The organism is Lapillicoccus sp. (genome assembly GCF_025353065.1).
Lineage (GTDB): Bacteria > Actinomycetota > Actinomycetes > Actinomycetales > Dermatophilaceae > Lapillicoccus.
The window spans coordinates 14,931-36,383 of record NZ_JANXRJ010000259.1 but is presented as its reverse complement, the minus strand read 5'-3'; the positions used below and the strand labels follow the sequence as shown (position 1 = coordinate 36,383).

At 71.6% G+C, this 21,453-nt stretch carries 26 protein-coding genes, 2 tRNA genes and 1 pseudogene; 15 read left to right on the top strand and 14 right to left on the bottom strand.

Features of this window, described 5'->3' with window-relative positions; all coding sequences use genetic code 11:
* Nucleotides 1–159 precede the first annotated feature (159 nt).
* Nucleotides 160–333 (top strand): hypothetical protein, encoded by a 174-nt coding sequence (locus Q0R63_RS19140; protein ID WP_295700921.1) that lies wholly within the window; start codon nucleotides 160–162, stop codon nucleotides 331–333.
* 17 nt (nucleotides 334–350) lie between these two features.
* Nucleotides 351–422, top strand: a tRNA-Lys gene (locus Q0R63_RS19135).
* Nucleotides 423–505: 83 nt separating this feature from the next.
* On the opposite strand, the pseudogene Q0R63_RS19130 reads toward Q0R63_RS19135, so the two are convergent.
* The 8 genes and pseudogenes from Q0R63_RS19130 to Q0R63_RS19095 form a co-directional block, all read right to left on the bottom strand.
* Nucleotides 506–800: pseudogene (locus Q0R63_RS19130) on the bottom strand (co-chaperone GroES).
* A 43-nt stretch (nucleotides 801–843) separates the two neighbouring features.
* Nucleotides 844–1,146 (bottom strand): DUF3618 domain-containing protein, encoded by a 303-nt coding sequence (locus tag Q0R63_RS19125; RefSeq protein WP_295700919.1) that lies wholly within the window; start codon nucleotides 1,144–1,146, stop codon nucleotides 844–846.
* A gap of 31 nt (nucleotides 1,147–1,177) precedes the next feature.
* Entirely contained in the window at nucleotides 1,178–1,645 is a 468-nt protein-coding gene (gene bcp, locus Q0R63_RS19120) for a thioredoxin-dependent thiol peroxidase (RefSeq protein WP_295700917.1), read from the bottom strand.
* Between the two features lie 119 nt (nucleotides 1,646–1,764).
* A tRNA-Leu gene (locus Q0R63_RS19115) sits at nucleotides 1,765–1,844 on the bottom strand.
* Between the two features lie 27 nt (nucleotides 1,845–1,871).
* Nucleotides 1,872–3,476, bottom strand: coding sequence for a molybdopterin-dependent oxidoreductase (locus Q0R63_RS19110; protein WP_295700915.1), 1,605 nt, complete (start codon nucleotides 3,474–3,476; stop codon nucleotides 1,872–1,874).
* Nucleotides 3,473–4,117 (bottom strand): RdgB/HAM1 family non-canonical purine NTP pyrophosphatase, encoded by a 645-nt coding sequence (gene rdgB, locus Q0R63_RS19105; RefSeq protein WP_295700913.1) that lies wholly within the window; start codon nucleotides 4,115–4,117, stop codon nucleotides 3,473–3,475. Before rdgB ends, Q0R63_RS19110 begins: the two co-directional genes overlap by 4 nt.
* Nucleotides 4,114–4,890 carry a ribonuclease PH gene (rph, locus tag Q0R63_RS19100; protein ID WP_295700911.1) on the bottom strand — a complete coding sequence of 259 codons (777 nt, stop codon included), beginning with the start codon at nucleotides 4,888–4,890 and terminating at the stop codon, nucleotides 4,114–4,116. The genes rdgB and rph overlap by 4 nt, the downstream gene beginning before the upstream one ends.
* Before the next feature lie 75 nt (nucleotides 4,891–4,965).
* Nucleotides 4,966–5,865, bottom strand: a complete 900-nt coding sequence (locus tag Q0R63_RS19095; RefSeq protein ID WP_295700909.1) for an NAD(P)H-binding protein — start codon at nucleotides 5,863–5,865, stop codon at nucleotides 4,966–4,968.
* An 86-nt stretch (nucleotides 5,866–5,951) separates the two neighbouring features.
* Here Q0R63_RS19095 and Q0R63_RS19090 point away from each other — a divergent pair, with 86 nt between their 5' ends.
* Entirely contained in the window at nucleotides 5,952–6,665 is a 714-nt protein-coding gene (locus tag Q0R63_RS19090) for a TetR/AcrR family transcriptional regulator (protein ID WP_295700907.1), read from the top strand.
* 36 nt (nucleotides 6,666–6,701) lie between these two features.
* Here Q0R63_RS19090 and Q0R63_RS19085 read toward each other — a convergent pair whose 3' ends face one another.
* The 3 genes from Q0R63_RS19085 to Q0R63_RS19075 all read right to left on the bottom strand — a co-directional run bounded on the left by Q0R63_RS19085 (nucleotide 6,702) and on the right by Q0R63_RS19075 (nucleotide 9,442).
* Nucleotides 6,702–7,466, bottom strand: a complete 765-nt coding sequence (locus Q0R63_RS19085; RefSeq protein WP_295700905.1) for an MBL fold metallo-hydrolase — start codon at nucleotides 7,464–7,466, stop codon at nucleotides 6,702–6,704.
* A gap of 10 nt (nucleotides 7,467–7,476) precedes the next feature.
* The gene (gene murI, locus Q0R63_RS19080; protein ID WP_295700903.1) at nucleotides 7,477–8,283 is read right to left on the bottom strand and encodes a glutamate racemase; all 807 of its coding nucleotides are present in this window, start codon (nucleotides 8,281–8,283) and stop codon (nucleotides 7,477–7,479) included.
* A 106-nt stretch (nucleotides 8,284–8,389) separates the two neighbouring features.
* The gene (locus tag Q0R63_RS19075; protein ID WP_295700901.1) at nucleotides 8,390–9,442 is read right to left on the bottom strand and encodes a phosphotransferase; all 1,053 of its coding nucleotides are present in this window, start codon (nucleotides 9,440–9,442) and stop codon (nucleotides 8,390–8,392) included.
* A gap of 256 nt (nucleotides 9,443–9,698) precedes the next feature.
* Here Q0R63_RS19075 and Q0R63_RS19070 point away from each other — a divergent pair, with 256 nt between their 5' ends.
* Nucleotides 9,699–9,983 (top strand): YciI family protein, encoded by a 285-nt coding sequence (locus tag Q0R63_RS19070; protein WP_366521175.1) that lies wholly within the window; start codon nucleotides 9,699–9,701, stop codon nucleotides 9,981–9,983.
* Nucleotides 9,980–11,218 (top strand): DUF6596 domain-containing protein, encoded by a 1,239-nt coding sequence (locus Q0R63_RS19065; protein ID WP_295700898.1) that lies wholly within the window; start codon nucleotides 9,980–9,982, stop codon nucleotides 11,216–11,218. Before Q0R63_RS19070 ends, Q0R63_RS19065 begins: the two co-directional genes overlap by 4 nt.
* 56 nt (nucleotides 11,219–11,274) lie before the next feature.
* Here the strand turns inward: Q0R63_RS19065 and Q0R63_RS19060 are convergent, their stop codons facing one another.
* A complete protein-coding gene (locus tag Q0R63_RS19060) occupies nucleotides 11,275–12,417 on the bottom strand; it encodes a DUF3500 domain-containing protein (protein WP_295700896.1) in 1,143 nt (380 codons plus the stop codon).
* A gap of 78 nt (nucleotides 12,418–12,495) precedes the next feature.
* On the opposite strand from Q0R63_RS19060, the gene Q0R63_RS19055 reads away from it, so the two are divergent.
* From Q0R63_RS19055 to Q0R63_RS19025, 7 genes are all read left to right on the top strand, one after another.
* The gene (locus tag Q0R63_RS19055) at nucleotides 12,496–12,816 is read left to right on the top strand and encodes a putative quinol monooxygenase (RefSeq protein WP_295700894.1); all 321 of its coding nucleotides are present in this window, start codon (nucleotides 12,496–12,498) and stop codon (nucleotides 12,814–12,816) included.
* A 184-nt stretch (nucleotides 12,817–13,000) separates the two neighbouring features.
* Complete coding sequence (locus Q0R63_RS19050) at nucleotides 13,001–13,894, top strand: SDR family oxidoreductase (RefSeq protein ID WP_295700892.1); 894 nt, start codon at nucleotides 13,001–13,003, stop codon at nucleotides 13,892–13,894.
* A gap of 93 nt (nucleotides 13,895–13,987) precedes the next feature.
* A complete protein-coding gene (locus Q0R63_RS19045) occupies nucleotides 13,988–14,566 on the top strand; it encodes a TetR/AcrR family transcriptional regulator (RefSeq protein ID WP_295700890.1) in 579 nt (192 codons plus the stop codon).
* Nucleotides 14,563–15,795 carry a nucleotide disphospho-sugar-binding domain-containing protein gene (locus Q0R63_RS19040; RefSeq protein ID WP_295700888.1) on the top strand — a complete coding sequence of 411 codons (1,233 nt, stop codon included), beginning with the start codon at nucleotides 14,563–14,565 and terminating at the stop codon, nucleotides 15,793–15,795. Before Q0R63_RS19045 ends, Q0R63_RS19040 begins: the two co-directional genes overlap by 4 nt.
* 44 nt (nucleotides 15,796–15,839) lie before the next feature.
* A complete protein-coding gene (locus tag Q0R63_RS19035) occupies nucleotides 15,840–16,046 on the top strand; it encodes a type II toxin-antitoxin system RelE/ParE family toxin (protein WP_295700886.1) in 207 nt (68 codons plus the stop codon).
* A 396-nt stretch (nucleotides 16,047–16,442) separates the two neighbouring features.
* The gene (locus Q0R63_RS19030) at nucleotides 16,443–16,673 is read left to right on the top strand and encodes a ribbon-helix-helix domain-containing protein (protein ID WP_295700884.1); all 231 of its coding nucleotides are present in this window, start codon (nucleotides 16,443–16,445) and stop codon (nucleotides 16,671–16,673) included.
* Nucleotides 16,660–17,007 carry a type II toxin-antitoxin system PemK/MazF family toxin gene (locus tag Q0R63_RS19025; protein ID WP_295700882.1) on the top strand — a complete coding sequence of 116 codons (348 nt, stop codon included), beginning with the start codon at nucleotides 16,660–16,662 and terminating at the stop codon, nucleotides 17,005–17,007. Before Q0R63_RS19030 ends, Q0R63_RS19025 begins: the two co-directional genes overlap by 14 nt.
* Before the next feature lie 415 nt (nucleotides 17,008–17,422).
* Here the strand turns inward: Q0R63_RS19025 and Q0R63_RS19015 are convergent, their stop codons facing one another.
* A complete protein-coding gene (locus Q0R63_RS19015) occupies nucleotides 17,423–18,037 on the bottom strand; it encodes a DUF2017 domain-containing protein (RefSeq protein WP_295700879.1) in 615 nt (204 codons plus the stop codon).
* Nucleotides 18,038–18,039: 2 nt separating this feature from the next.
* Nucleotides 18,040–18,336, bottom strand: coding sequence for an ATP-dependent Clp protease adapter ClpS (clpS, locus tag Q0R63_RS19010; protein ID WP_295700876.1), 297 nt, complete (start codon nucleotides 18,334–18,336; stop codon nucleotides 18,040–18,042).
* 24 nt (nucleotides 18,337–18,360) lie between these two features.
* Between clpS and Q0R63_RS19005 the strand changes: the two genes are divergently transcribed.
* The 3 genes from Q0R63_RS19005 (at nucleotide 18,361) to Q0R63_RS18995 (ending at nucleotide 21,448) form a co-directional block, all read left to right on the top strand.
* The gene (locus tag Q0R63_RS19005) at nucleotides 18,361–19,692 is read left to right on the top strand and encodes a nicotinate phosphoribosyltransferase (protein ID WP_295700873.1); all 1,332 of its coding nucleotides are present in this window, start codon (nucleotides 18,361–18,363) and stop codon (nucleotides 19,690–19,692) included.
* Nucleotides 19,693–19,791: 99 nt separating this feature from the next.
* Nucleotides 19,792–20,121 (top strand): YciI family protein, encoded by a 330-nt coding sequence (locus tag Q0R63_RS19000; protein WP_295700870.1) that lies wholly within the window; start codon nucleotides 19,792–19,794, stop codon nucleotides 20,119–20,121.
* A 40-nt stretch (nucleotides 20,122–20,161) separates the two neighbouring features.
* Nucleotides 20,162–21,448: an RNA polymerase sigma factor gene (locus tag Q0R63_RS18995; RefSeq protein ID WP_295700867.1), complete on the top strand. Its 1,287-nt coding sequence runs from the start codon at nucleotides 20,162–20,164 to the stop codon at nucleotides 21,446–21,448.
* Nucleotides 21,449–21,453: the final 5 nt, after the last annotated feature.

The following is a 21,453-nucleotide window of genomic DNA, read 5'->3' as shown; positions in this document are numbered from 1 at the left end:
AGCACGCGGTGCGCGTTCTCGGCGGCGCCCATCGTACCTGTTTCCGGTGGGTGCTCACGACCGCGTTTCCGCCACCGGACGGGCGCCGCCCACGCTGCGGCGCAGCTGCGGTGACGCTCGGGCGCGCGCCCGCTGGGCATCATGGGGGACAATCTCTGTATGTACCTCGGGAAGGAGCGCCGCAACCGGTTCGTCGCGCTCGGGCTGGCCGCCGTGCTCCTCGCCGGCGTCGTCCTCGCCCTCCTCGCGACCGTAGCCGCCGCCGCGCCGGTCGTCAGGCCGCCGGACAGGCCAGCAGCCGTAACGGATTTCGTGAGCGGAGTCGCGCTGTAGTAGCCTCGATCCTCGTTGCGCCGCTAGCTCAATGGCAGAGCAAGTGACTCTTAATCACTGGGTTCGGGGTTCGAATCCCTGGCGGCGCACTCCTCCTCGAACGGCGGTCCTCGCGGGCCGCCGTTCGGCGTCTGCCGGCCCGGTCGTGGTCAGGGGGAGAGCCCGGTCGTGGTCAGAGGTAGAGCCCGGTCTTGTCGTCCTCGACTCGCGTAGCCGCGACCGCGTGGAGGTCGCGCTCGCGAAGCAGGAGGTAGTCCTGTGCGCAGCTCGACCTCGAAGCGGTCCTCCGGGTCGAAGAGCACGCGGTCGCCGATCTGCACCTGACGGACCGTGCCGCCCGTCGCGACGACCTGCGCCCAGGCCAGGCGCTTGCCGACCGAAGCGGTCGCGGGGATGAGGATGCCGCCACCGGAGCGCCGGTCGCCACCCTCGCGCTCGAGCGAGACGAGCACCCGGTCGTGCAGCATCCGGATCGGGAGCCGAGACCCGTCCCCGCTGACGCTGGTGGCCTCAGCCACGACGGCGGCGAAGCAGCCCGATCAACACCACCACGGCGACGAGAGCCCCCACCACGCTGGCGATCCGCTCGACGCGCAGCGTCCCGTACTGCGTGTGGGTCGCGTCGATGAAGGCCAGGCGGGCGTTCTCTCCCTGCCGCCGGGCGATCTCCTTGGGCTGGGCCCGGGTGACCAGCTCGTCGACGGTCGTCGCGAGCCGGGCGCGGGTCACGGCGATCTCCGCCTCGAGCTGCGCCACGGTCGGCTTGGGCGTCGACGGCACCACGTCCTTGCTGCGGTCTGACGAGTCGCTCATCGGGTCTTCTCCCTTGCTGCTTGCTCGACGGTCACAGACCGAGGTCCTTGCGGAGCTTGGCGACGTGTCCGGTCGCCTTCACGTTGTAGCGGGCGTCCGCGATCTTGCCCTGCTCGTCCACGACGAAGGTCGAGCGGATGACGCCCTCGACGGTCTTGCCGTAGAGCTTCTTCTCGCCGAACGCGCCGTAGGCTCCGAGCACGGAGCGGTCGGGGTCGGACAGCAGGGTGATGGTGAGGCCGTCGCGCTCGCGGAACTTTGCCAGCTTCTCCGGCGTGTCGGGGCTGATGCCGAGCACGTCGTAGCCGGAGGCGTGCAGGGCATCCATCGAGTCGCTGAAGTCGCACGCCTGCGTGGTGCAGCCGGGCGTCATGGCGGCCGGGTAGAAGTAGACGATGACCTGTCTGCCCCGGTGGTCCGCCAGCGACACCTGCTCGCCCTTGTCGTTGGTGAGGACGAATGCGGGGGCGGTGTCGCCCGACTCGAGCCTGACACTCACGTGCGCTCCTGCCTACTGGTGCCGACGGGTTCGGTATGCCGCGGGCCCACCTGCGCGGCCCGGGCCACCAACCTAGCCGACGCGGCATACGGGACGACGCAGCCATCCACAGCCCTCGGTGCGGAAGGCGGGACTCGAACCCGCACGCCGAAGCACAGGATCCTAAATCCTGCGTGTCTACCAGTTCCACCACTCCCGCAACGGCACGGAGTCTACCGACGGGAGGTCAGGCGACCCGGACGGTGATCGTGTGGTAGCCCTGCGCGCCGTTGGGGTCGGGCGGGGCGGGGTCGGAGATCTGGACCGCGCCCGAGGGGTCCGTGGCCCGGACCGTGATCGTGTGGGAGCCCGTGGTCGCCTCCCAGGTCAAGACCCACTGGCGCCAGGAGTCGATGGTCGGCTCGGCTGCGAGCGTGGCCACCTGCCAGGCGCCGTTGTCGATCTGGACCTCGACCTTGTCGATCCCGCGGTGCTGCGCCCACGCGACTCCGGCCACTGCCGTCGTGCCGGCCTTGATCTGGGTTCCGTCGGTCGGGACGTCGACGCGGGAGGAGGTCTTCACCGGCCCCAGGGCCGACCAGCCGCGGGGGGTCCAGTAGCCCTGGTCGACGGCGAACCGGGTGACCTTGAGCTCGGTGACCCACTTGGTCGCCGAGACGTAGCCGTAGAGACCTGGCACGACCAGCCGCACCGGGAAGCCGTGCTCGAAGGGCAGCGGCTCACCGTTCATCGCGACGGCGAGGAGCGCGTCACGGTCGTCGGTCATCGCCGTGAGGGGCGTACCGGCCGTGAAGCCGTCGGAGCTCCTCGACAGCACCATGTCGGCGCCGGCCTTGGGCCGAGCCATCGCCAGCAGCTCGCGGACCGGCCAGCCGGTCCACAGGGCGTTGCCGATGAGGTTGCCCCCGACCTCGTTGGAGACGCAGGTCAGCGTCACGAGCTTCTGCATGAGCGGCTTGCTCAGGAGGGTCGCCCAGTCGAGGGTGATCTCCTGCTCGACCTCTCCGACGACCTTCAGCTTCCACGTCGTGGCGTCGAGGTGCGGGACGACGAAGGCGGTGTCGATGCGGTAGAAGGCGTCGTTCTTGACGACGTAGGGCGAGATGCCCGCCACGTCGAGCTGGGCCCCCGCGGTGGAGGGCGCCGGGCCCGTCGGCTTCGGCAGCTGGGTCGCCGCACGCGACGCCGTGGCCTGCCCGGCACCGGAGTCGAAGCGAGTGCCGAAGAACCCGACCACGAGCGCCCCTGCCCCGGCGATCACCCGGCGACGGCTGAGGCCGTCGCCCCCACGATCACGGGCCTGGTCCACGGTCTGCAGGAGCTTGATGCCGGCGAGGGCGCCGAGGGCCGTCGGGAGGATGTCGAGGGCGCCCGCGTTGGGCCGGCTGACCACGGCCAGCGCCCCGATGGCGCCGATGAGGGCGAGCCCGACGAGGGCGGAGGTGAGGCTGCGCCGGGCCAGGAGACCGATGCCCGCACACAGGAGGACGAGGACGACCCCCATCCCGGTGAGCAGGGCGGTCTTGTCGTTGGTGCCGAAGGTCGAGATGGCGAAGGTCTTCAGCCACGCCGGTGTCCGGTCGATGAACGCCCCACCGATCGCCGCGATCGGCGCCGGCGTCCCCGTGCTGATCCCGAGGAACGACATCGCCCCGCCGAGGAACGTGGCGACGGCGATGGCGAGTCCCCCCGCGAGCAGCCCGTCGAGCGCGGCCAGCGGCCACGCGCGTCCGGACGCGCCCGACGGACCGGTCGGGCCCGCGGGTGCGGGCGGGACCGGCTCTCCCGAGGAAGCGGCCGGGTCGCGCAGGGGGGACGTCGAGGTGGTCATGGTGTGAGTGCTCTCCTCAGGATCGGGATCATCGTGCGGAACGCCGTGCCACGGTGCGAGATCACGTTCTTCTCGACGTCGGTGTATTCCGCGAAGGTCCGGGTGTCGCCGACGTCGGAGTCGGGCCGGAAGATGGGGTCGTAGCCAAAACCGTTACTGCCACGGGGTTCTCGCACGAGGCGCCCGGTGACGCGCCCCTCGGTCGCCTCGGTCGTGCCGTCCGGCATCGCGAGGACGGCGGCGCAGACGAAAGCCGCGCCCAGGTGCTCCTCGGGCACGTCGGCGACCTGCTCGAGGAGCAGGGCGACGTTGGCCCGGTCACGATCGGCACGGGACAGGCCCGCTCCGCCGAAGGACCCGGACCACCGGGCGCTGAAGACCCCGGGCGACCCGCCGAGGACGTCGACCGCGAGCCCCGAGTCGTCGGCGACGGACGGCAGGCCGGTGGCCTGCGCGAGGGCGACCGCCTTGAGCCGGGCGTTGCCCTCGAAGGTCACCTCGGTCTCGGCCACGTCGGGGGCGCCGGGCACGTCGCCGGCACCGACGACGTCGAGCGACAGCTCACCGACGAGGTCTCCGAGGATCTGGCGCAGCTCGTGGACCTTGTGGTCGTTGCGGGTCGCCAGCACGAGGCGGGTCATGTGCGTTGCCGCGCCGGTGCGGCCAGCGCCGCCTGCTGGGTGACGGTGAGGTCGGCGCAGCCCTTGGTCGCGAGGTCCAGCAGCAGCCCGAGCAGCTCCCGGTCGAAGGGCTCGGTCTCGGCGGTGCCCTGGACCTCGACGAAACGTCCGTCCCCGGTCATCACGACGTTCATGTCGGTGTCCGCCGTCGAGTCCTCGGGGTAGTCGAGGTCGAGCACCGGCCGGCCCTTGACGACGCCGACGCTGATCGCGGCGACGGAGCCGGTGAGGGGCTGGGCCTTGGCACTGATGAGCTTCTTGGCGCGCGCGTCCTCGATCGCGTCGACCAGAGCGACGTAGGCGCCGGTGATGGCTGCCGTGCGGGTGCCGCCATCGGCCTGCAGCACGTCGCAGTCGAGGACGATCGTGTTCTCGCCCAACGCTTTCATGTCGATGACGGCGCGCAGGCTGCGGCCCACGAGACGGGAGATCTCGTGGGTGCGGCCGCCGATCTTGCCCTTGACCGACTCGCGGTCCGAGCGGGTGTTGGTCGAGCGCGGGAGCATCGCGTACTCCGCCGTCACCCATCCGGAGCCCTTGCCCTTGAGCCAGCGCGGCACGCCCTCGGTGAAGGACGCGGCGCAGAGCACGCGGGTGCGGCCGAACTCGACCAGCACGCTGCCCTCGGCGTGGTCGAGCCAGTTGCGGGTGATGCGGACGTCGCGGGTCTGGTCGGGGGCGCGGCCGTCGTGGCGGGGGGACAGGTCGGTCGGGTGGTAGCGCTGTTCACTCATGACCGGAAGGCTAACCACCAACCAAGGCTAGGTCGGCGCACGGTGTTGGAGGCACCGAAAGCGCTTAGGGATCGCTTACGGCAGTGCGCCTTCGCGGGCGGCTCCGGTGCCGGCCACGACCCGGTCCAGCACGGTCTCGATGGACTCCGCCGGGCGGCCGAGCACCCGCTCGAGGGTGGGGTCCGTGGCCGCGAACTCACCGCGACGGGACGCGAGGTAGATGCCGAGCATCATCGCGGCCGCCCCCTCGGGCATGCCGTTCGCGACCAGACCCCGGGTGTAGTCCTCGTCGTCGACCACGGTCCGACGGACGGTGCGGCCGGTGAGGTCGGTAAGGATCCGGGCCACGGCGTCGAGGTCGTATGCCGCGGCGGCGGTCAGCGGCGGGGTGCTGCCGTCGAACCCGTTGGACGTCAGGTCGCCGGCCAGCACGGCGGCAGCCACGGCGGCGAGGTCGGCGTGGGTCGTCCAGGACACCGGACCATCGGCCGGAGCTCTGATCTCCCCCGTGGCGAGCGCAGGTCCGAGGAGGAAGGGGACGGTGCTGGCGTAGAAGCCGTTGTGCAGGGAGGTGAACGGCATACCGAGCCCGGCGAGATGCGCCTCGGTGGCGGCGTGGTCGCGCATCGGCGCGAAGAGGGAGTCGGGTCCGGCGCCCTGGTGGCTGGTGTAGAGCACCCGGCCGGCGCCGGCTGCTCGGGCGGCATCCAGCGCTGCGGTGTGCTGGGTGACGGCATCGCCGGCGTGGGTGTCGGACGAGACGACGAGGACCTGGCTGGCGCCCTCGAACGCGTGGGCGAGCGTGGCCGGGTCGGTGAAGTCGCCGTGGCGGACGCGCACGCCGAGGGCGGCGAGGTCGGCGGCCCTGTCGACGTCGCGGACGCTGACACCGACCTGCTCGGGCGGCAGGCGCTCGATCAGTTGGCGGACGATCTGTGAGCCGAGCTGACCGGTGGCTCCGGTGACGACGATCATGAGGTGTCCTTGCGGTTTCCAATGGAACGATGACTACGTTAGCACAGGAAACTCACCTGCTAACAGTAGTGCGTTAGCATCGATACATGGACACCATCGACGCGGCGCCCGACGCCTCCAGGACCCGGACCAGGGACGCGATCGTCGAGGTCGCCGCCGGGCTGCTGGACTCCGGGGGCGTCGCCGCGGTGACGACCCGCGCGGTGGCCACCGCGGCCGGGGTGCAGGCGCCGACCATCTACCGGCTGTTCGGGGACAAGGACGGACTGCTCGACGCCGTCGCCGAGCACGTCTTCGTGGCCTACATCCGCACGAAGGCGCTCGGTGCGGAGACCGGCGACCCGGTCGCCGACCTCGACGCCGGCTGGGCCACCCACATCGGCTTCGGCCTCGCCAACCCGGCGCTCTTCGTGCTCATGTCCGACCCCGACCGCGGGACGCGGCTCGTGGCCGGCGTGGGAGGGGGCGAGGACATCCTCCGGAACCGCGTGCACCAGGTCGCCCTCGCCGGGCGGCTCGCGGTCACCGAACGGCGGGCCGTCGAGATGATCCGGGCGGCCGGCACCGGTGTCGTCCACACGCTGCTGACCATCCCGCCTGCCGATCGCGATCTCGACCTGGTCGAGGCGGTCTACGGCGCGGTCAAGCGCGTCATCATCGCGGACGCGGCCCCCGTCCCCCTGATCCACGCACGGACTGCCGCCATCGCCCTCCGCGCGAACCTGGCGGACATCACCGTCCTGAGCCCCGCCGAGCACGCTCTGATGGTCGACTGGCTGGACCGCATCGCCGTAGGCTGAGCCCAGCGGCCCTCTCCCACAACGAACCTGGCCGTCCTACAGGTCGTAGGTCGCCCCGGGGGTGGCCAGCTCGACCTCGGTGGGCCAGTGCTGCTCGGCCTGGGAGCGGCATACCTCGGGGTCGTTCCAGGCGGGGATGTGGGTCAGCATGAGACGGCGGACTCCCCCGGCCCGCAACGCCGTTCGCGCGCACGACGCCCCGCTCATGTGGATGCCCGGCGCGTCGTCGCGACCCTCGACGAAGGCGGCGTCGGCGAGCACGAGATCGGCGCCCGTCATCAGGGGGGTGAGCGCATCGCACTCGTCGGTGTCGCCGGTGTAGGCCAGGACGACGCCGTCGGCCTCGACCCGCACGCCGTAGGCCTCGATGGGGTGGTTAACGGCGAAGGGGGTGATCGTGAACGGACCGACGGTGAGCGGTGTCCGGTCGACGAGGTCGCGGTAGTCGAACTCGCTGTCCATGGCGTGCTGGTCGTCGAGCCCGTAGGCCTCACTCATCCGCTTGCCGCTGCCGGTCGGACCGTAGACCGGGAGCGGGCGCGAGGGTCCCTCGGGGTGGTAGCGCTGGACGACGTAGAGCCCGCAGAGGTCGATGCAGTGGTCGGGGTGCAGGTGGCTGAGGACGATCGCGTCGAGGTCGCGTGGGTCGATGTGCTGCTGCAGGGTGCCGAGGGCGCCGGCGCCGATGTCGAGCGCGAGGTTCCACGTACGCCCCTCGTGCTCGGCCCGGACGAGGTAGCAGGACGCGGGCGACGTCGGCCCGGCGAAGGAGCCGGAGCACCCGACGATGGTCAGCCTCATACCGCTCTCCTCACGTCACACCGGCCAGGTTGCCGAACACCGTGCCGACCTCGGGTCCGAGGAATCGCCTGGCCAGGCGCCGGAACTCGATGGGATCACCGGTCGTGGAGAACGCCACTGTGGGCGGTCCGAGCGCGTCGTCGCGCAACGCGTCCGTGTCGGCGAGGACACGGAACACGTCCTTGGCGGTCTCCTCGGCCGATGACACCAGGGTGACGTCCTCACCCATGACGTAGGAGATGACGCCGGTGAGCAGCGGGTAGTGCGTGCAGCCGAGGACGAGGGTGTCGACCCCCGCGCCGACGACGGGCGCGAGGTATTCGCGGGCGACGTCGAGCAGCTCCTTGCCCCCCGTCACCCCCGCTTCGACGAACTCCACGAAGCGCGGACAGGCCACGCTCGTCACCTCGATCTGGGGGGCGGCGGCGAACGCGTCGACGTAGGCCCCCGAGTGGTGGGTGCCGACGGTCGAGATGACGCCGACCCGGTCGTTGCGGGTTGCGGCGGCGGCGCGACGCACGGCCGGGCGGATGACCTCGACGACGGGGACGTCGTAGCGCTCCCGCGCGTCGTGGAGGACCGCCGCGCTCGCGGTGTTGCAGGCGATCACGAGGATCTTCACGCCGTGGGCGACGAGCCGGTCCAGGCACTCGAGAGCGAACTGGCGGGTCTCGGCGATGGGCCGCGGGCCGTAGGGGGCACGGGCGGTGTCGCCGTAGTAGACGAGCGACTCCTGGGGCAGCTGGTCGAGCACCGACCGGGCCACGGTGAGTCCACCGAAGCCGGAGTCGAAGATCCCGATGGGTGCGTCCGCCACCACCCAAGAATAGGGACGGTCCGGCGAACGGCCCGCACCTGCGACACGTCGGCTCGGTCACATGCATGCCGGGGTATGCCGCGCGTCACGGTCGCCCGGCGTGGGGTCACCGTCCCCCCGTACTCGGCACGACCTCCTCGAGGAACTCCCGGTGGAAGCGCACCTCGTCGGTGTCACCGGTGTGCGGGGCGTGGAACTGAACGGCATACGCCGCCGTCTCCCCCAGCCACCACTCGAGGTCGAACAGCTCCACCCGGTCGGCGTCGAGGTCGAGGCTGCCGCCCATCGCGACGTAGGCCGACAGGGGCTCGGCGCCGTCGGCGTCCCGCAGGACCGCGCGCAGGTCGCGCTCGCGGGGCGCGACCCGCAGGCTCTCCCAGTCGACGAGCAGCGGTCCGGCCTCGCCCCAGAGGACGTTGGCCGTGTGCGGCTGGCCGTGGGTGGGCACCCAGTCGCCCCGGTGCCGGACCGCGGCAGCGGCCAGCACGTCGTATCGCCTGAGGAGACTGCGTAACTCTGGAGCGTTGTCCTGCAGAGCGATTCGGACGGACTCGCCGAAGGGTCCGCTCGTCCACCGTGGTCCGTCGACGGTCTCGAGCACGCGTTCGAGGTCGGCCCGCGAGGGTGGGCCGGGCTCCCAGCTGCGGATCCGTGCGGGTGGCGGCGCGGCGTGCAACGCCCCCAGAGCACGGGCCACGAGGGCGCGCTGCGCGTCGTCGGCGTAGTCGCCCGGCCCCCACTCCCCCTCGACGTAGGGGGTCACGGTCAGCAGCCACCGCCCGTCCACCACGCCGACGCCCCCACCGCCCACATTCTCGCCCGCTCCACCACCCCCCACATTCTCGCCCGCTCCACCACCGCCCACATTTTCGCCCGCTCCCCCACCCCCGGGCGCCACGGTCGGGACGACCGTGACCAGGCCGTCGCCGGCGAGTGCGCGGGCCGCGGCATACGTGTCCTGGAGCTCGTCGAGTCGCCCGGGGGCGCTGACGTCGTCGGCCGTCACGAACCACCGCGGCAGGTGCCGGCCACTGACGACCCAGTGCTGGGCGCCGGCGCCGCGCGGGACGAAGCCGCAGTGGCGCGCCTTGGCGTCCCAGTGCTCGGCGACGATCGCGAGCACCTCGGCTGAGGTCAGGTCCTCCGGCTCGACGAGCACGCTCCCAGCGTAAGGAGTGGGGCCACGAGACGGTGGGCCATCGGTCCGCGAGTCGGCGCCCCGTCCGCCTGCTTCCCTCATGCTGAGAAAGGTCGGCCCGGGGTGTCGGATCGGGTGCGGGACGTTCGTTGCAGGGGTGAGAGCCGGGGGTCACCCGGCCCAGGAACCAGAGGAGTCAGAGATGACGCAGTACCTGATGTCGGTCTACGGGCCTGCTGAGCGCACGGAGTTCGGCAACTACCCCTCCCAGGAGGCGATGGACGAGGCGATGGCCGACACCAGCGCCTTCAACGTGCGCCTGCAGGAGGAGGGCTACTGGGTCTTCGCCAACGGCCTGGGACAGGCCACGACCGCGACCGTCGTCGACGGGCAGGGCCGTGAGCCGGTGCTCACCGACGGGCCCTACCTGGAGTCGAAGGAGCACATCGGCGGCTTCTGGATCATCGAGGCCCCCGACCTCGACGTGGCGCTGAAGCTGGCCGCCGAGGGGTCGAGGGCCTGCCGGGGCAAGGTCGAGGTGCGGGCCTTCGCGGGCGCGTGACGGGCGTCGCGGACACGATCAGCCGGGTCCACCGCGAGGAGTGGGCCCGGGTGGTCGCCGGCCTGACCCGGCGCTTCGGCGACCTGGACCTCGCGGAGGAGATGGCCGCCGAGGCGTTCGCGGTGGCCGTCGAGCGCTGGGCGACCGATGGCACACCCCCCAATCCCGGAGGCTGGATCACCACCACCGCCAACCGGCGCGCCATCGACCGGCTGCGCCGCGAGTCCCGGCGTGACGACAAGCAGAAGGAGGCGCGGATGCTCTACGACGACAGGCCGTCCGAGCCCGCCGGCGTGATCGACGACGACCGGCTCCGGCTGGTCTTCACCTGCTGCCACCCGGCGCTGGCGATGGAGGCCCGGATCGCGTTGACGCTGCGGATGGTCGGCGGGCTGACGGTGCCCGAGATCGCCCGCGCCTTCCTCGTGCCGGAGAGCACCGTCGGCCAGCGGATCACCCGCGCGAAGGGCAAGATCAGGACGGCGAACATCTCCTACCGGGTCCCGTCGTCCGAGGACCTCCCCGCCCGCGCCTCCGGCGTCCTGGCGGTCCTCTACCTCGTCTTCAACGAGGGCTACCTCACCTCGAACCCCGAGAAGGAGGCCGTCCGCAGCGACCTCACGCTCGAGGCGATCCGGTTGACCCGGCTCATCCAGGCGCTCCTGCCGTCCGATGGTGAGGTCGTCGGCCTACTGGCGCTGATGCTCCTCACCGAGGCCCGCCGGGCGGCACGGGCCTCCGCAGCGGGTGAGCTGGTCACGCTCGGTGAACAGGATCGTGGCGCCTGGGATACCGGGCTCATCGCCGAGGGGCACGCGCTCGTCCGTTCCCGTCTCGTCGCCGTCTCCGCGGGCCATGGCCGCGCCGGCCGCTACCAGATCCTGGCCGCCATCAACGCTGTTCACACCTCCGCGAGGGACGTCCGCGACACCGACTGGTCCCAGGTCGTCACCCTCTACGACCAGCTCTCCGCCATCGACCCGTCGCCCGTCGTCGCGCTCAACCGGGCCGTCGCGATCGCCGAGCTCGACGGGCCCGAGGTGGCGCTCGCGCTGGTCGCGCCGCTGGACCTCGACTCGTATCATGCCTATCACGCCACCCGCGCCGACCTGCTCAGGCGGCTCGGCCGCTCGGCGGAGGCCCACGCGGCATACACCTCGGCCATCGAGCTGGCCGGCAACACCGCCGAGGTCGCCTACCTCACCCGTCGGCGCGACCAGCTGGGCGCTCCGTGACCGAGGGGGACGACGCGTAGCGCCGGCCCACAGCGGGGTGTGGTCAGCACTCCCCGTCAGCGGCCGTGGCGCGTGGCGCGGTGCCGGGCCAGCACGTCGAGGCCGAAGTCGGCCTCGGGGTCGCGCCAGACGGAGTGCGCGTGGTTCGCGCCGCGCTGGGTGTTGTCCCACTCGATCAGCAGCCGGGGGCCCTGGAGCCGGTAGTAGTGCGGCAGCCCGGGTGCGGTGGGGCCGGCCCAGGCGAAGTGGACGTCGTCGAGCGCGGCGTCGTCGTAGTCCGCGAGGGGCGACGCGCTGTCCGGGACGCGGCCGAAGTAGGTGCCGAGGAGGACGAGCAGGAGCTCGCGCTGCGAGCGGTCGAGGTCGCGGCCGGGGAGGCCCTTGGGGACGGTGGTGTACTCGACGGTGCGGTGGTCCTCGGGGGTGTAGCCCGCCGCCTCGTCGATGGCATCGCTCATCGCCTGCAGCTTGGCCTGCTCGCTATCGTCCGCCAGCCGCGCGCCCCGGAAGATGCCGGCGAGCGGGATGACCTGGTCGCCCTCGGAGACGGTGGTGCGGTTGGCGGTGACGAAGTCGGAGGGCGCCTTGCCCAGCAGGATCGCCCGTCCGGCGAGGTCGGGGGCGAGCGAGCGGACGAGCTCGCGACCCAGGTCCTCCACCCGAGCGAGCGGGCGATTGACGGCGCCGCCGAGCAGCGGGGCTGACGCGGGGTCCGCGCCCATGAAGCACGGGGTCGTGGCCACCAGCTGGCCGTCGACCACGAGGTTGTTCAGCGAGAGGTGGTGGCCGCCGAACCGCCATCCCCAGGGGGCGTCGCCGCCCGGTTCGCCGAAGACGCGCAGGTAGAAGAGCCCGGGGTCGCGGCCGCGCTCTCGATCGAAACGGGTCACGAACCCCTCGGCGCGATCGAGCACGTTGTCCAGCCCCATCGTGGCGACGACCGTGACGTAGCCGGCCATGGACAGCCCGGTCGCCACCAGCCTCATCGCCGCACGCTGCTGCGCCGGTCGCTGCTGGTGCACCGTCAGGCCCCCGTGATCGGTGGGTGTGTAGAACCACCGCCGGCGCTCGGCGTCGAGCCGCTCGTCGTCGGCCGGCGCCGCGTCGTGGGCCACCGACCGCTGCTCCGGGGTCAGCGATCCCAGCCAGGCGCGTGCGGCCTCGGCCATCTCGAGCGCCGTCTGGTCGCGCGGGTCCATATGACTTAGCATGGCCCAGACCCCTCGACCGCGTCCACATGACGTCCACAGAAGCCCACACACGTCCAGGAGGACCCCGTGAGCACCCCCACCGACGAGAACCGCGAGCTGCTGACCGTGGTGGCCTACATGCGCGCCGCAGAGGGCAAGACCGAGGAGCTCCGGGCCGCGCTCGAGGCGCTGATCGAGCCGACCAGCCGGGAGGAGGGTTACGTCAACTACGACCTCCATCAGGGCGTCGAGGACCCCAGCTTCTTCACCTTCTACGAGAACTGGCTGTCCGGGGAGCACCTCGACGCCCACCTCGCGACGCCCCACCTGGTCGAGTTCGCGGACAGGGCAGGCGACCTCCTCGACGCGAGCGGCCTCACTGTCAACCGGGTGCGCCGCATCGCCTGAGAGTGAACGCCGAGCCGAGGTTGTCACGACAACACGACAACACGGCGACCGTCCGGTCCGTATGCCCTGTGCCCACGGGCAGGCTCCAACGACTCATGTCAGTCGCTGACATCTGTGTCACACTGCTTATGTCAGTCGCTGACATCAAGCCTCGACGAGAGTCGGGCGGTAGGGAGTTCTGCAGATGCGCATATTCGTCACTGGGGCGTCCGGGTGGATCGGCACGCCAGCCGTGGACCAGCTGTTGAGGAGTGGCCACGACGTCGTCGCCCTGGCCCGCTCCGAAGCCTCCGCGGCGGCTCTCCGGGCCGAAGGAGTGTCCGTCCGTCGGGGCGAGCTGGACGATCTCGACAGCCTTCGATCCGGCGCGGAGGACTCGGACGCCGTCGTCCACCTCGCCAACAAGCACGACTTCGCCCGGCCGGCCGTCTCCAACGCGGCCGAGCGGGCCGCCGTCGAGACGTTCGGCGAGGCACTCGCAGGATCCGACCGACCCTTCGTCCTGGCCTCGGGTGTCCTCGGGTCGTTCGGCCGGCCGTCGACCGAGCACGACCCGTCGCCCTTCCACGGACCGGATGCGCCGCGAGGAGGGGCCGAGAACCGCGCCCTCGACTTCCTCGCCCGCGGCGTCAAGGTCGTGATCGTGCGCTTCGCGCCCTCGGTCCACGGGGACGGCGACTACGGGCTTGTCCCGATGCTGGTGGAGCTCGCCCGCACGAAGGGTCTCTCCGGATACGTCGGTGACGGCTCCGGTCGTTGGCCGGCCGTGCACCGCCTCGATGCCGGCCGGGTGGTCGCCCTCGGGGTGGACGGTGCGGAGGCCGGGCAGGTGCTGCATGCGATCGCGGAGGAGGGCGTGCCCACGCGCAGCATCGCCGAGGCGATCGGTCGGGGGCTGGGCGTGCCGGTCGGGCCGATCGCCCCGGCCGACGCGATGGCGCACTTCGGCTGGCTGGGCGGGCTCTTCGGACTGGATGTCGTCTCCTCGAGCGCCCTGACGCAGAAGGCGCTGGGCTGGACGCCGAGCGGACCGACCCTTCTCGACGACCTCTCGGGTCCGGCCTACTTCCGCCTGTAGGCGTCCTGTTCCCGGGCGCCCGAGCGGATGCTGACAACGCCCGGCGCGCCTGACTCGGTGACATGTCCTGACTTTCGCGCTAGTGTCATTAATATGAAACGGCAGTACACGATGTCGGCCCGGGCCGACGCGGCCCGGCGGACGGGTGAGCGCATCCTGACCACGGCCTTCGACCGCTTCGAGGTGGCGTTGTTCGACGAGGTCACGCTCGACCAGATCGCCGCGGATGCCGGGGTCACCGTGCAGACGGTGATCCGCCGCTTCGGCTCCAAGGAAGGGATCATCCGGGCGCTCACAGATGTCATGCAGGCCCAGGTCGCCGCGCAGCGGGGTGACGCTGCCGTGGGCGACGTGGCGGCTGCGGTGACGAACCTGATCGACCACTACGAAGCCGTGGGCGACCTGATGATGCACCTGCTCCGTCAGGAGAACCGCGTGCCCGCGTTCGCCGAGGTCACGGCGGGTGGCCGGACGGTCCATGCCGACTGGTGCGCCCGCGTGTTCGCGCCCTGGCTCGACGCGCGATCGGGGGTCGCCCGTCGTCGCTTGAGCGCACAGCTCGTCGCGATCTGCGACCTCTACACCTGGCACCTGCTGCGTCGTCAGCAGGGCCTGACCCGGCGCCAGACCACGCTGGCCGTGCAGGGGCTCCTGGAAGGAACGCTCTCATGAAGGTCTTCGTCTACACCGCACCCTCGCGTGGCCACCTGTTCCCCACCGTCCCGGTGCTGCTCGAGCTGCGGAGACGCGGACACGAGGTGGTCATCCGCACGATCGCCACCGAGGTGGACGCGCTGCGTGCACTGGGCTTCACGGCCGACCCCGTGGACCCGGCCATCGCCGCCGTCGAGCTGGCGGACTTCAAGGGGCACAACCCCCTGGCGTCCCTCAAGGCCGGCGTCGCCAACTTCATCGCCCGCGGTGCGCTCCAGCTGCCCGAGGTCCAGCGCGCCATCGCTGAGGAGGCGCCCGACCTGCTCCTCGTCGACGTGCTCTGCTGGGGCGCGGCGGCCGTCGCGGAGGCATCCGGCCTCCCCTGGGCGTCGATCCAGCACTCGCCCACCCCGCTGCCCGCGCCCGAGGTTCCCCCGTTCGGGCCCGGTCTGAGGCCGATGGGTGGTCTACTCGGCCGGCTACGCAACCGGTGCCTGACGCCGCTGACCCTCGGGACGTTGGAGCGGGTCGCCCTGCCCGGCGCGAACAGGCTCCGGGTCAGGGCCGGGGCGACGCCCCTGCGGGACGCCGTGGACATGTACACCCGACCTCCGCTGACGATCTACCTGACGTCCCGGGCGCTCGAGTACCCGCGCAGCACGTGGCCGGAGTCGTTCCTCTTCACCGGCCCGCTGACCTGGGAACCGGCGGCGCCGGCACCGGCCTGGCTCGACGAGCTGACCCGGCCCGTCGCGCTGGTCACCACCTCGTCCGAGTTCCAGGACGACGGGGTGCTGGTCCGTAGCGCTCTCGCCGGGCTGGCCGGGGAGGACCTCGACGTGGTCGCCACGATGCCCGCCGGCCTCGAGGAGTGCGACGTGCCGGGCAACGCCCACCTCGCCGAGTTCGTGCCGCACTCGCTGCTGCTGCCGAGAGCGGTCGTCGCGGTCACCCACGGAGGCTTCGGCGCCACCCAGAAGGCTCTCGCCGTGGGGGTCCCGGTCGTCGTCGTGCCGTTCGGCCGGGACCAGTCGGAGGTGGCCCGCCGCGCGGAGGCCAGCGGCGCCGGCGTGATGCTCTCCCCCAAGCGGCTCACGCCGGACCGGCTGCGTGCGGCCGTCCGGCAGGCGATCACCCTGAAGCCGGTCGCCTCGGTGCTGGCCGACCGGATGGCGCGCGAAGGCGGCGCGCCGCTCGCCGCCGACCGGCTGGAAGCGCTTTGCGCTCAATCGGCCGCGGCCCGATGACTCCAACCCCGCTCTCGGCGCTCGAAGGCGAAGGTGGACCAGAGTTGCTGACGACCCACGCCGTCGTCGAGTTCCTTACCGGCGCCGTCGAGAATCCCCACCGAGCAGGCACACCGTTGCGCGGCGACCTCGCCGGTATCTTCGCCGCCCGCCGAGGCACCTATCGATTGCTCTATCGGATCAACGACGTCGAGCGGGAGGTCGTGGTCCTCCGCATCGAGCACAGGCGCGACGCCTATCGCCCAGAATAGGTGCAGCTGCCGCGAAGAGGGAGGGTTACTCGCGGGGGAAGGAGACGGCCGCACTCGCGGCGAAGTGACGCACAAGTTGGCGGCCCGGGTTCGGTGGACCTTGTCCGTGGGGTCGTGGCTCCCAGGCGCACACTCAGCCAGACTGCCCCGGCCGCAACCCCACCACGCCAGAGAGTCCCGCGCCGACGCCGCAACCTCGACACGAACGACGAGCAGGCAGAGGGCTCGCCGCATTCGCGGCGCAGTGACGATGGTCCACTCTTGGCGAGAAGGGGGTCTGTATCGGTCCCTCGGCCACTCGAGGGCTCCCACCTGCAGAACGTCACGCCAGGGTTCAACGTCCCTTTCCACGTCCCTTTGGTAGCATCTCGGTCATACCGCCGGTAGTATCACGTCATGAAGTTGAGCATCAGTCTCCCGGACGAGGACGTGGCCACCCTCGACCGCTACGCCGCGGCGGTCGGCGTCACGTCACGATCCGCGGCCATTCAGCGCGCGATCCGGCAGCTGAGCGACCCTGACCTGGACGAGGCCTACGCGGCCGCGTGGCAGGAGTGGGAGACCACGGGCGAGGCCGCGGCCTGGGAGGAGACCACGTCAGACGGTCTCGCCGATGCTGCGAGGTGAGATCCGCCTGGTCAACCTCGACCCAGCCGTGGGTGCGGAGGCGAACAAGCGACGGCCTGCCGTGGTCGTCAGCAACGACCGGGCCAACACAACAGCCGCCAGGCTGGGGCGGGGAGTGGTGACGGTCGTGCCCGTCACCAGCAATGTGACAGTGGTCTACCCGTTCCAGGTGGCCCTGGCGTCGGGAGAGTCTGGTTTGAGGGTGGACTCCAAGGCGCAGGCGGAACAGGTCCGGGCGGTGTCCGTCGAGCGGGTGGGGCCAGTGCTTGGGCGTGTGCCAGCCACCCTGATGGTGGCGTTGGATGACGCCCTGCGCCTGCACCTTCACCTGTGACCACGCGCTCACCGCATCACCTGACACATCGCCGCAGGCGGTGCACTCCGCCGCGAAGTGGCCGTCGCGCGGTCTCCAGCAGACGGGCCATCCTGTCGAATCCGACCGCAGCTCCTGGTAGGCCGCCCGTCCCCGGCAAGAGCCTCGGCACCCCGGACGGGGCGCTCGCGCCCGCGACGCCTGTGCTCGTCGAGGTCGTACCCTGCCTCGGCCTCGTCCACCCACTCCCGGATCTGCTCCTCGCTCACTACCCTCATATTGCCCAACGGAACTCGGGGTTCATCCTCTACGGCTGAGTGTGGGTCGACAGGGGTGACCCACTCCGGGCGAAGTGCCGCACTTGCTCAAGAACAGAGTCGGCCACGTCGTGGGCGTGTGGCAGGCGGGTGTCGTGCTGCGACGGCTGGCAAGGAGCTCAGCCGAAGAGCCCGCGCCCCATGAGCGCTCCGGTGAGCGACTCCTGGAGCCAGGTCAGGAAGTCGTAGAACGACACGGCATACACGACCGGGTCGTCCGGGCCGAGGCCGGCGAGCCGCTCCTGGAGCTCCGTGGCGTCGTCGTCGGTGCGCAGGCCGAGGCGCTCGCCGAGGAGCAGCCGCGTGTCGGTGAGGGCGACGACCATCGCCTGCGCCTGGGGCTTGCTCAGGTCGAGCCGGTCGCCGGAGGCCGCGCGCAGGGCGCCGATCGCGGTCGCGAGGTTGATCGCCTTCCGGTCGCGCAGGTCGTGCTCGGTCAGCCGGCGGAACTCCGCAGCGATCTGGTCGTCGCCGCGGTGCGCCGTCGGCAGCAGCCGGTCGAGGGCGGGGTCACGGTCTTCGGGCCCGTCCGGCGTCTCCGACTCCTGGTCCGCCGCCGCGAGCGACACCCCGAGCCCGGCGACGAGGTCCTCGAAGACGTCGCCCGTCGACTCCCGCTCCGGCGGCGCGAGCAGGTCCCGGGTCTGCTCCATCAGGCCCGCGACGATGCCGCGCTCGTTGCCGTCCATCCGCGCGACGTAGTGGTCGCCCTTGCGCTTGAAGCCCTTGGCCACCCCTACTCGTCCTTCTCGAACGTCGCCCACAACCCGTAGCCCTGCAGGGCCTCGGCGTCGCGCTCCATCGCCTCGCGCGACCCGTTCGACACGACCGCCTTGCCCTTGACGTGCACGTCCATCATCAGCTTCTCCGACTTCTGCCGCGGGTAGCCGAAGTAGGACTCGAAGACGTAGGTGACGTAGGACATCAGGTTGACCGGGTCGTTCCACACCAGCGTGATCCAGGGGGTGTCGGGCTGCACCTGGTCGAGGGTCTCCTCGCGGGTGCTGGTCTCCTTCACGGGCGCGATCGACACGCGGTCCACAATAGGGTGTCGCTCGTGAGCCCGAGCACGCGAAGCAGCACCAGCGCGAGCAGCACGGCGCTGCTCACCGACCACTACGAGCTGACCATGCTCCAGGCCGCCCTGCGCAGCGGTGCGGCACATCGACGCTGCGTCTTCGAGGCCTTCGCCCGACGGCTGCCCGACGGTCGGCGGTACGGCGTCGTCGCGGGGACCGGCCGCGTCCTCGAGGCCCTCGCGCAGTTCCGCTTCGGCGAGGCCGAGGTCGAGGCCCTGCGTCGCACGCAGGTCGTCGACGAGGCCACCTGCGACTGGCTGGCGGCATACCGCTTCTCCGGCGACATCAGCGGGTATGCCGAGGGGGAGTGCTACTTCCCCGGCTCACCGGTGCTCGTGGTCGAGTCCACCTTTGCCGAAGGCGTGCTGCTCGAGACCCTCGTCCTCTCGATCCTCAACCACGACAGTGCGATCGCGTCGGCTGCGTCCCGGATGACCGCCGCCGCCGGCGACCGTCCCTGCATCGAGATGGGCTCCCGCCGCACCCACGAGGAGGCCGCGGTCGCGGCGGCCCGCGCGGCATACATCGCGGGGTTCTCGGCGACCAGCAACCTCGAGGCGGGCCGGCGGTACGGGGTGCCGACAGCCGGTACCGCTGCCCACGCCTTCACCCTCGTGCACGACACCGAGCGGGAGGCGTTCGAGGCGCAGGTCGACTCGCTCGGGGCGGGCACGACGCTGCTCGTCGACACCTACGACGTGCCGACCGGGGTCCGGACCGCGGTCGAGGTCGCGGGCAGCGGGCTGGGCGCGGTGCGCCTCGACTCCGGCGACCTGCTGGGCCAGGCGCGCGAGGTCCGCGTCCAGCTCGACGCGCTGGGGGCGAGCAGCACCCGGATCATCGTCACCTCGGACCTCGACGAGTACGCCATCGCCGCCCTTGCGGCCGCCCCCGTCGACGGCTACGGGGTGGGCACCCAGCTCGTCACCGGGTCCGGGGCGCCGACGGCAAGCATGGTCTACAAGCTCGTCGCCCGCACGGACGACGAGGGCGTGCTCCAGCCGGTCGAGAAGAAGAGCAAGGACAAGGTCTCGGTGGGCGGCCGCAAGTGGGCGATGCGCCGCCGCAACGCCGCCGGTGTCGCCATGGCCGAGGTCATCGGCATCGGCGAGTGGCCGACCGACGACGGCGACGACCGACCGCTGATGGTCGACCTCGTGCGCGCCGGGGTCGTCGTCGGCGGCGACCGCTATGGCCTGCGCGAGGCGCGGGCGCGGCATACGGCCTCGCGCTCGGAGCTTCCCCGCACCGCACGGCAGCTGCAGCGCGGCGAGGTCGCGATCCCCACGCTCTTCACCCACGAGGGCTGAGCCGAGAGATTTCGCGAAAGCTGGGCACGAGCTGTCGATCCGGGCGGATGCTGTTCGTCGTCGTGAGTGTCAGAGCCCACCAACCCAAGGAGACCTCCCATGGCTCAGTACCTGGTCCTCATCTACGAGAACGAAAACGACTACGCGAACGCCGACCCGAAGGTCTACGGCGAGGTGATGAAGGCGCACGACAGGTTCTCCGAGCAGTGGGGGGACGCGATCGTGGGCGGGAACGCTCTCAAGGGCAGCGACACGGCCACGACCGTCCGCGGCGACGTCGTCACCGACGGCGTGTTCGTCGAGAGCAAGGAGGTCCTCGGGGGCTACTACCTCATCGAGGCCGCCGACCTCGACCGGGCCCTGGAGATCGGGAAGTCCTGTCCGGCCCGCTTCGGCGGGGTCGAGGTCCGACCGGTCATGACCTACTGACCGCAAGGCGGACGACAGCCAGGCCGGTGAGCGCTCCGCGATGACGTCGCTCGAGGAGGTCCGGCAGGCGCTGGACGACGCGCACCGCCGCGAGTGGGCCATCGTGCTCTCCGCGACGGTGCGGGTCGCCGGCGACCTCGACCTCGGGGAGGAGTGTGCCCAGGACGCCTACGTCCGTGCGCTCGAGGTCTGGACGCGCGACGGCATCCCCCGCAACCCCGCCGCCTGGCTGACCACGACCGCCCGCCACCTCGCCCTCGATCGCCATCGACGGGCGTCCGTGCTGCGCGCCAAGGTCCCCCTGCTCGTCGAGTCCGCCCGCTCGTCACCCCCGGCCGACGAGGTGCTCATGGCCACCGAGGACATCCCCGACGACCGGCTGCGGCTGGTCTTCACGTGCTGCCACCCGGCGCTCGCGCGCGAGGCCCAGGTCGCCCTCACCCTGCGACTCGTCTGCGGGTTGACGACGGCCGAGATCGCCCACGCCTTCCTGGTCAGCGAGGCGACGATGGCGGCCCGGGTCACGCGCGCCAAGAAGAAGATCACCGCGGCGCGGATCCCCTATCGCGAGCCTGCCGGCCACGAGCTCGCCGAACGGCTCGACGCCGTCCTCACCGTGCTCCACCTCGTGCTCACCACCGGTCACACGGCGCCGACCGGCGCATCATTGAGCCGCGGCGACCTGGTGGACCGGGCCCTCGACCTCACGCGGACGCTCCTCGAGCTGATGCCCGACGAGGGCGAGCTGCGGGCCCTGCTCGCGATCGGGGTCTTCGCGGAGGCCCGGGCCGCGACGCGCGTCGCGGCGGACGGTTCCTTCGTCCCGCTCGAGGACCAGGACCGGCGCGAGTGGGACCGTGGGCTGATCGACGAGGGCGACCGGCTCGTCCGGGCGGCGTTGCGGGGCGGGCGTCCCGGACGCTTCGCGCTGCAGGCCGCCATCGCGTCCCTGCACACCGGCGCCCCGACCTTCGCCGCCATCGACTGGGGGGAGGTGGTCGGGCTCTACGACCTGCTCGGCCGCGCGTGGCCGACCCCGGTGGTCGCGCTCAACCGGGCCATCGCGGTCGGGTTCCGCGACGGGTTCGAGGTGGGCCTCCGCGAGCTCGACCGTCTCGACTCCGAGGCACCTGCGCTGGTGAGGTACCACTACCTCCCGGCCGCGCGGGCCGACCTCCTGCGACGGCTCGGGCGGGCGGACGAGGCGGCCGCGGCGTACCGCACGGCTTGGGGTCTCGTCGACAACGAGACCGAGCGCGCGTTCCTGCGCGGCCGGCTCGACGAGGTGAGCCCCTCCTGCCCCGGCTCCGGTCCTGCACGGGGCTAGGTGGG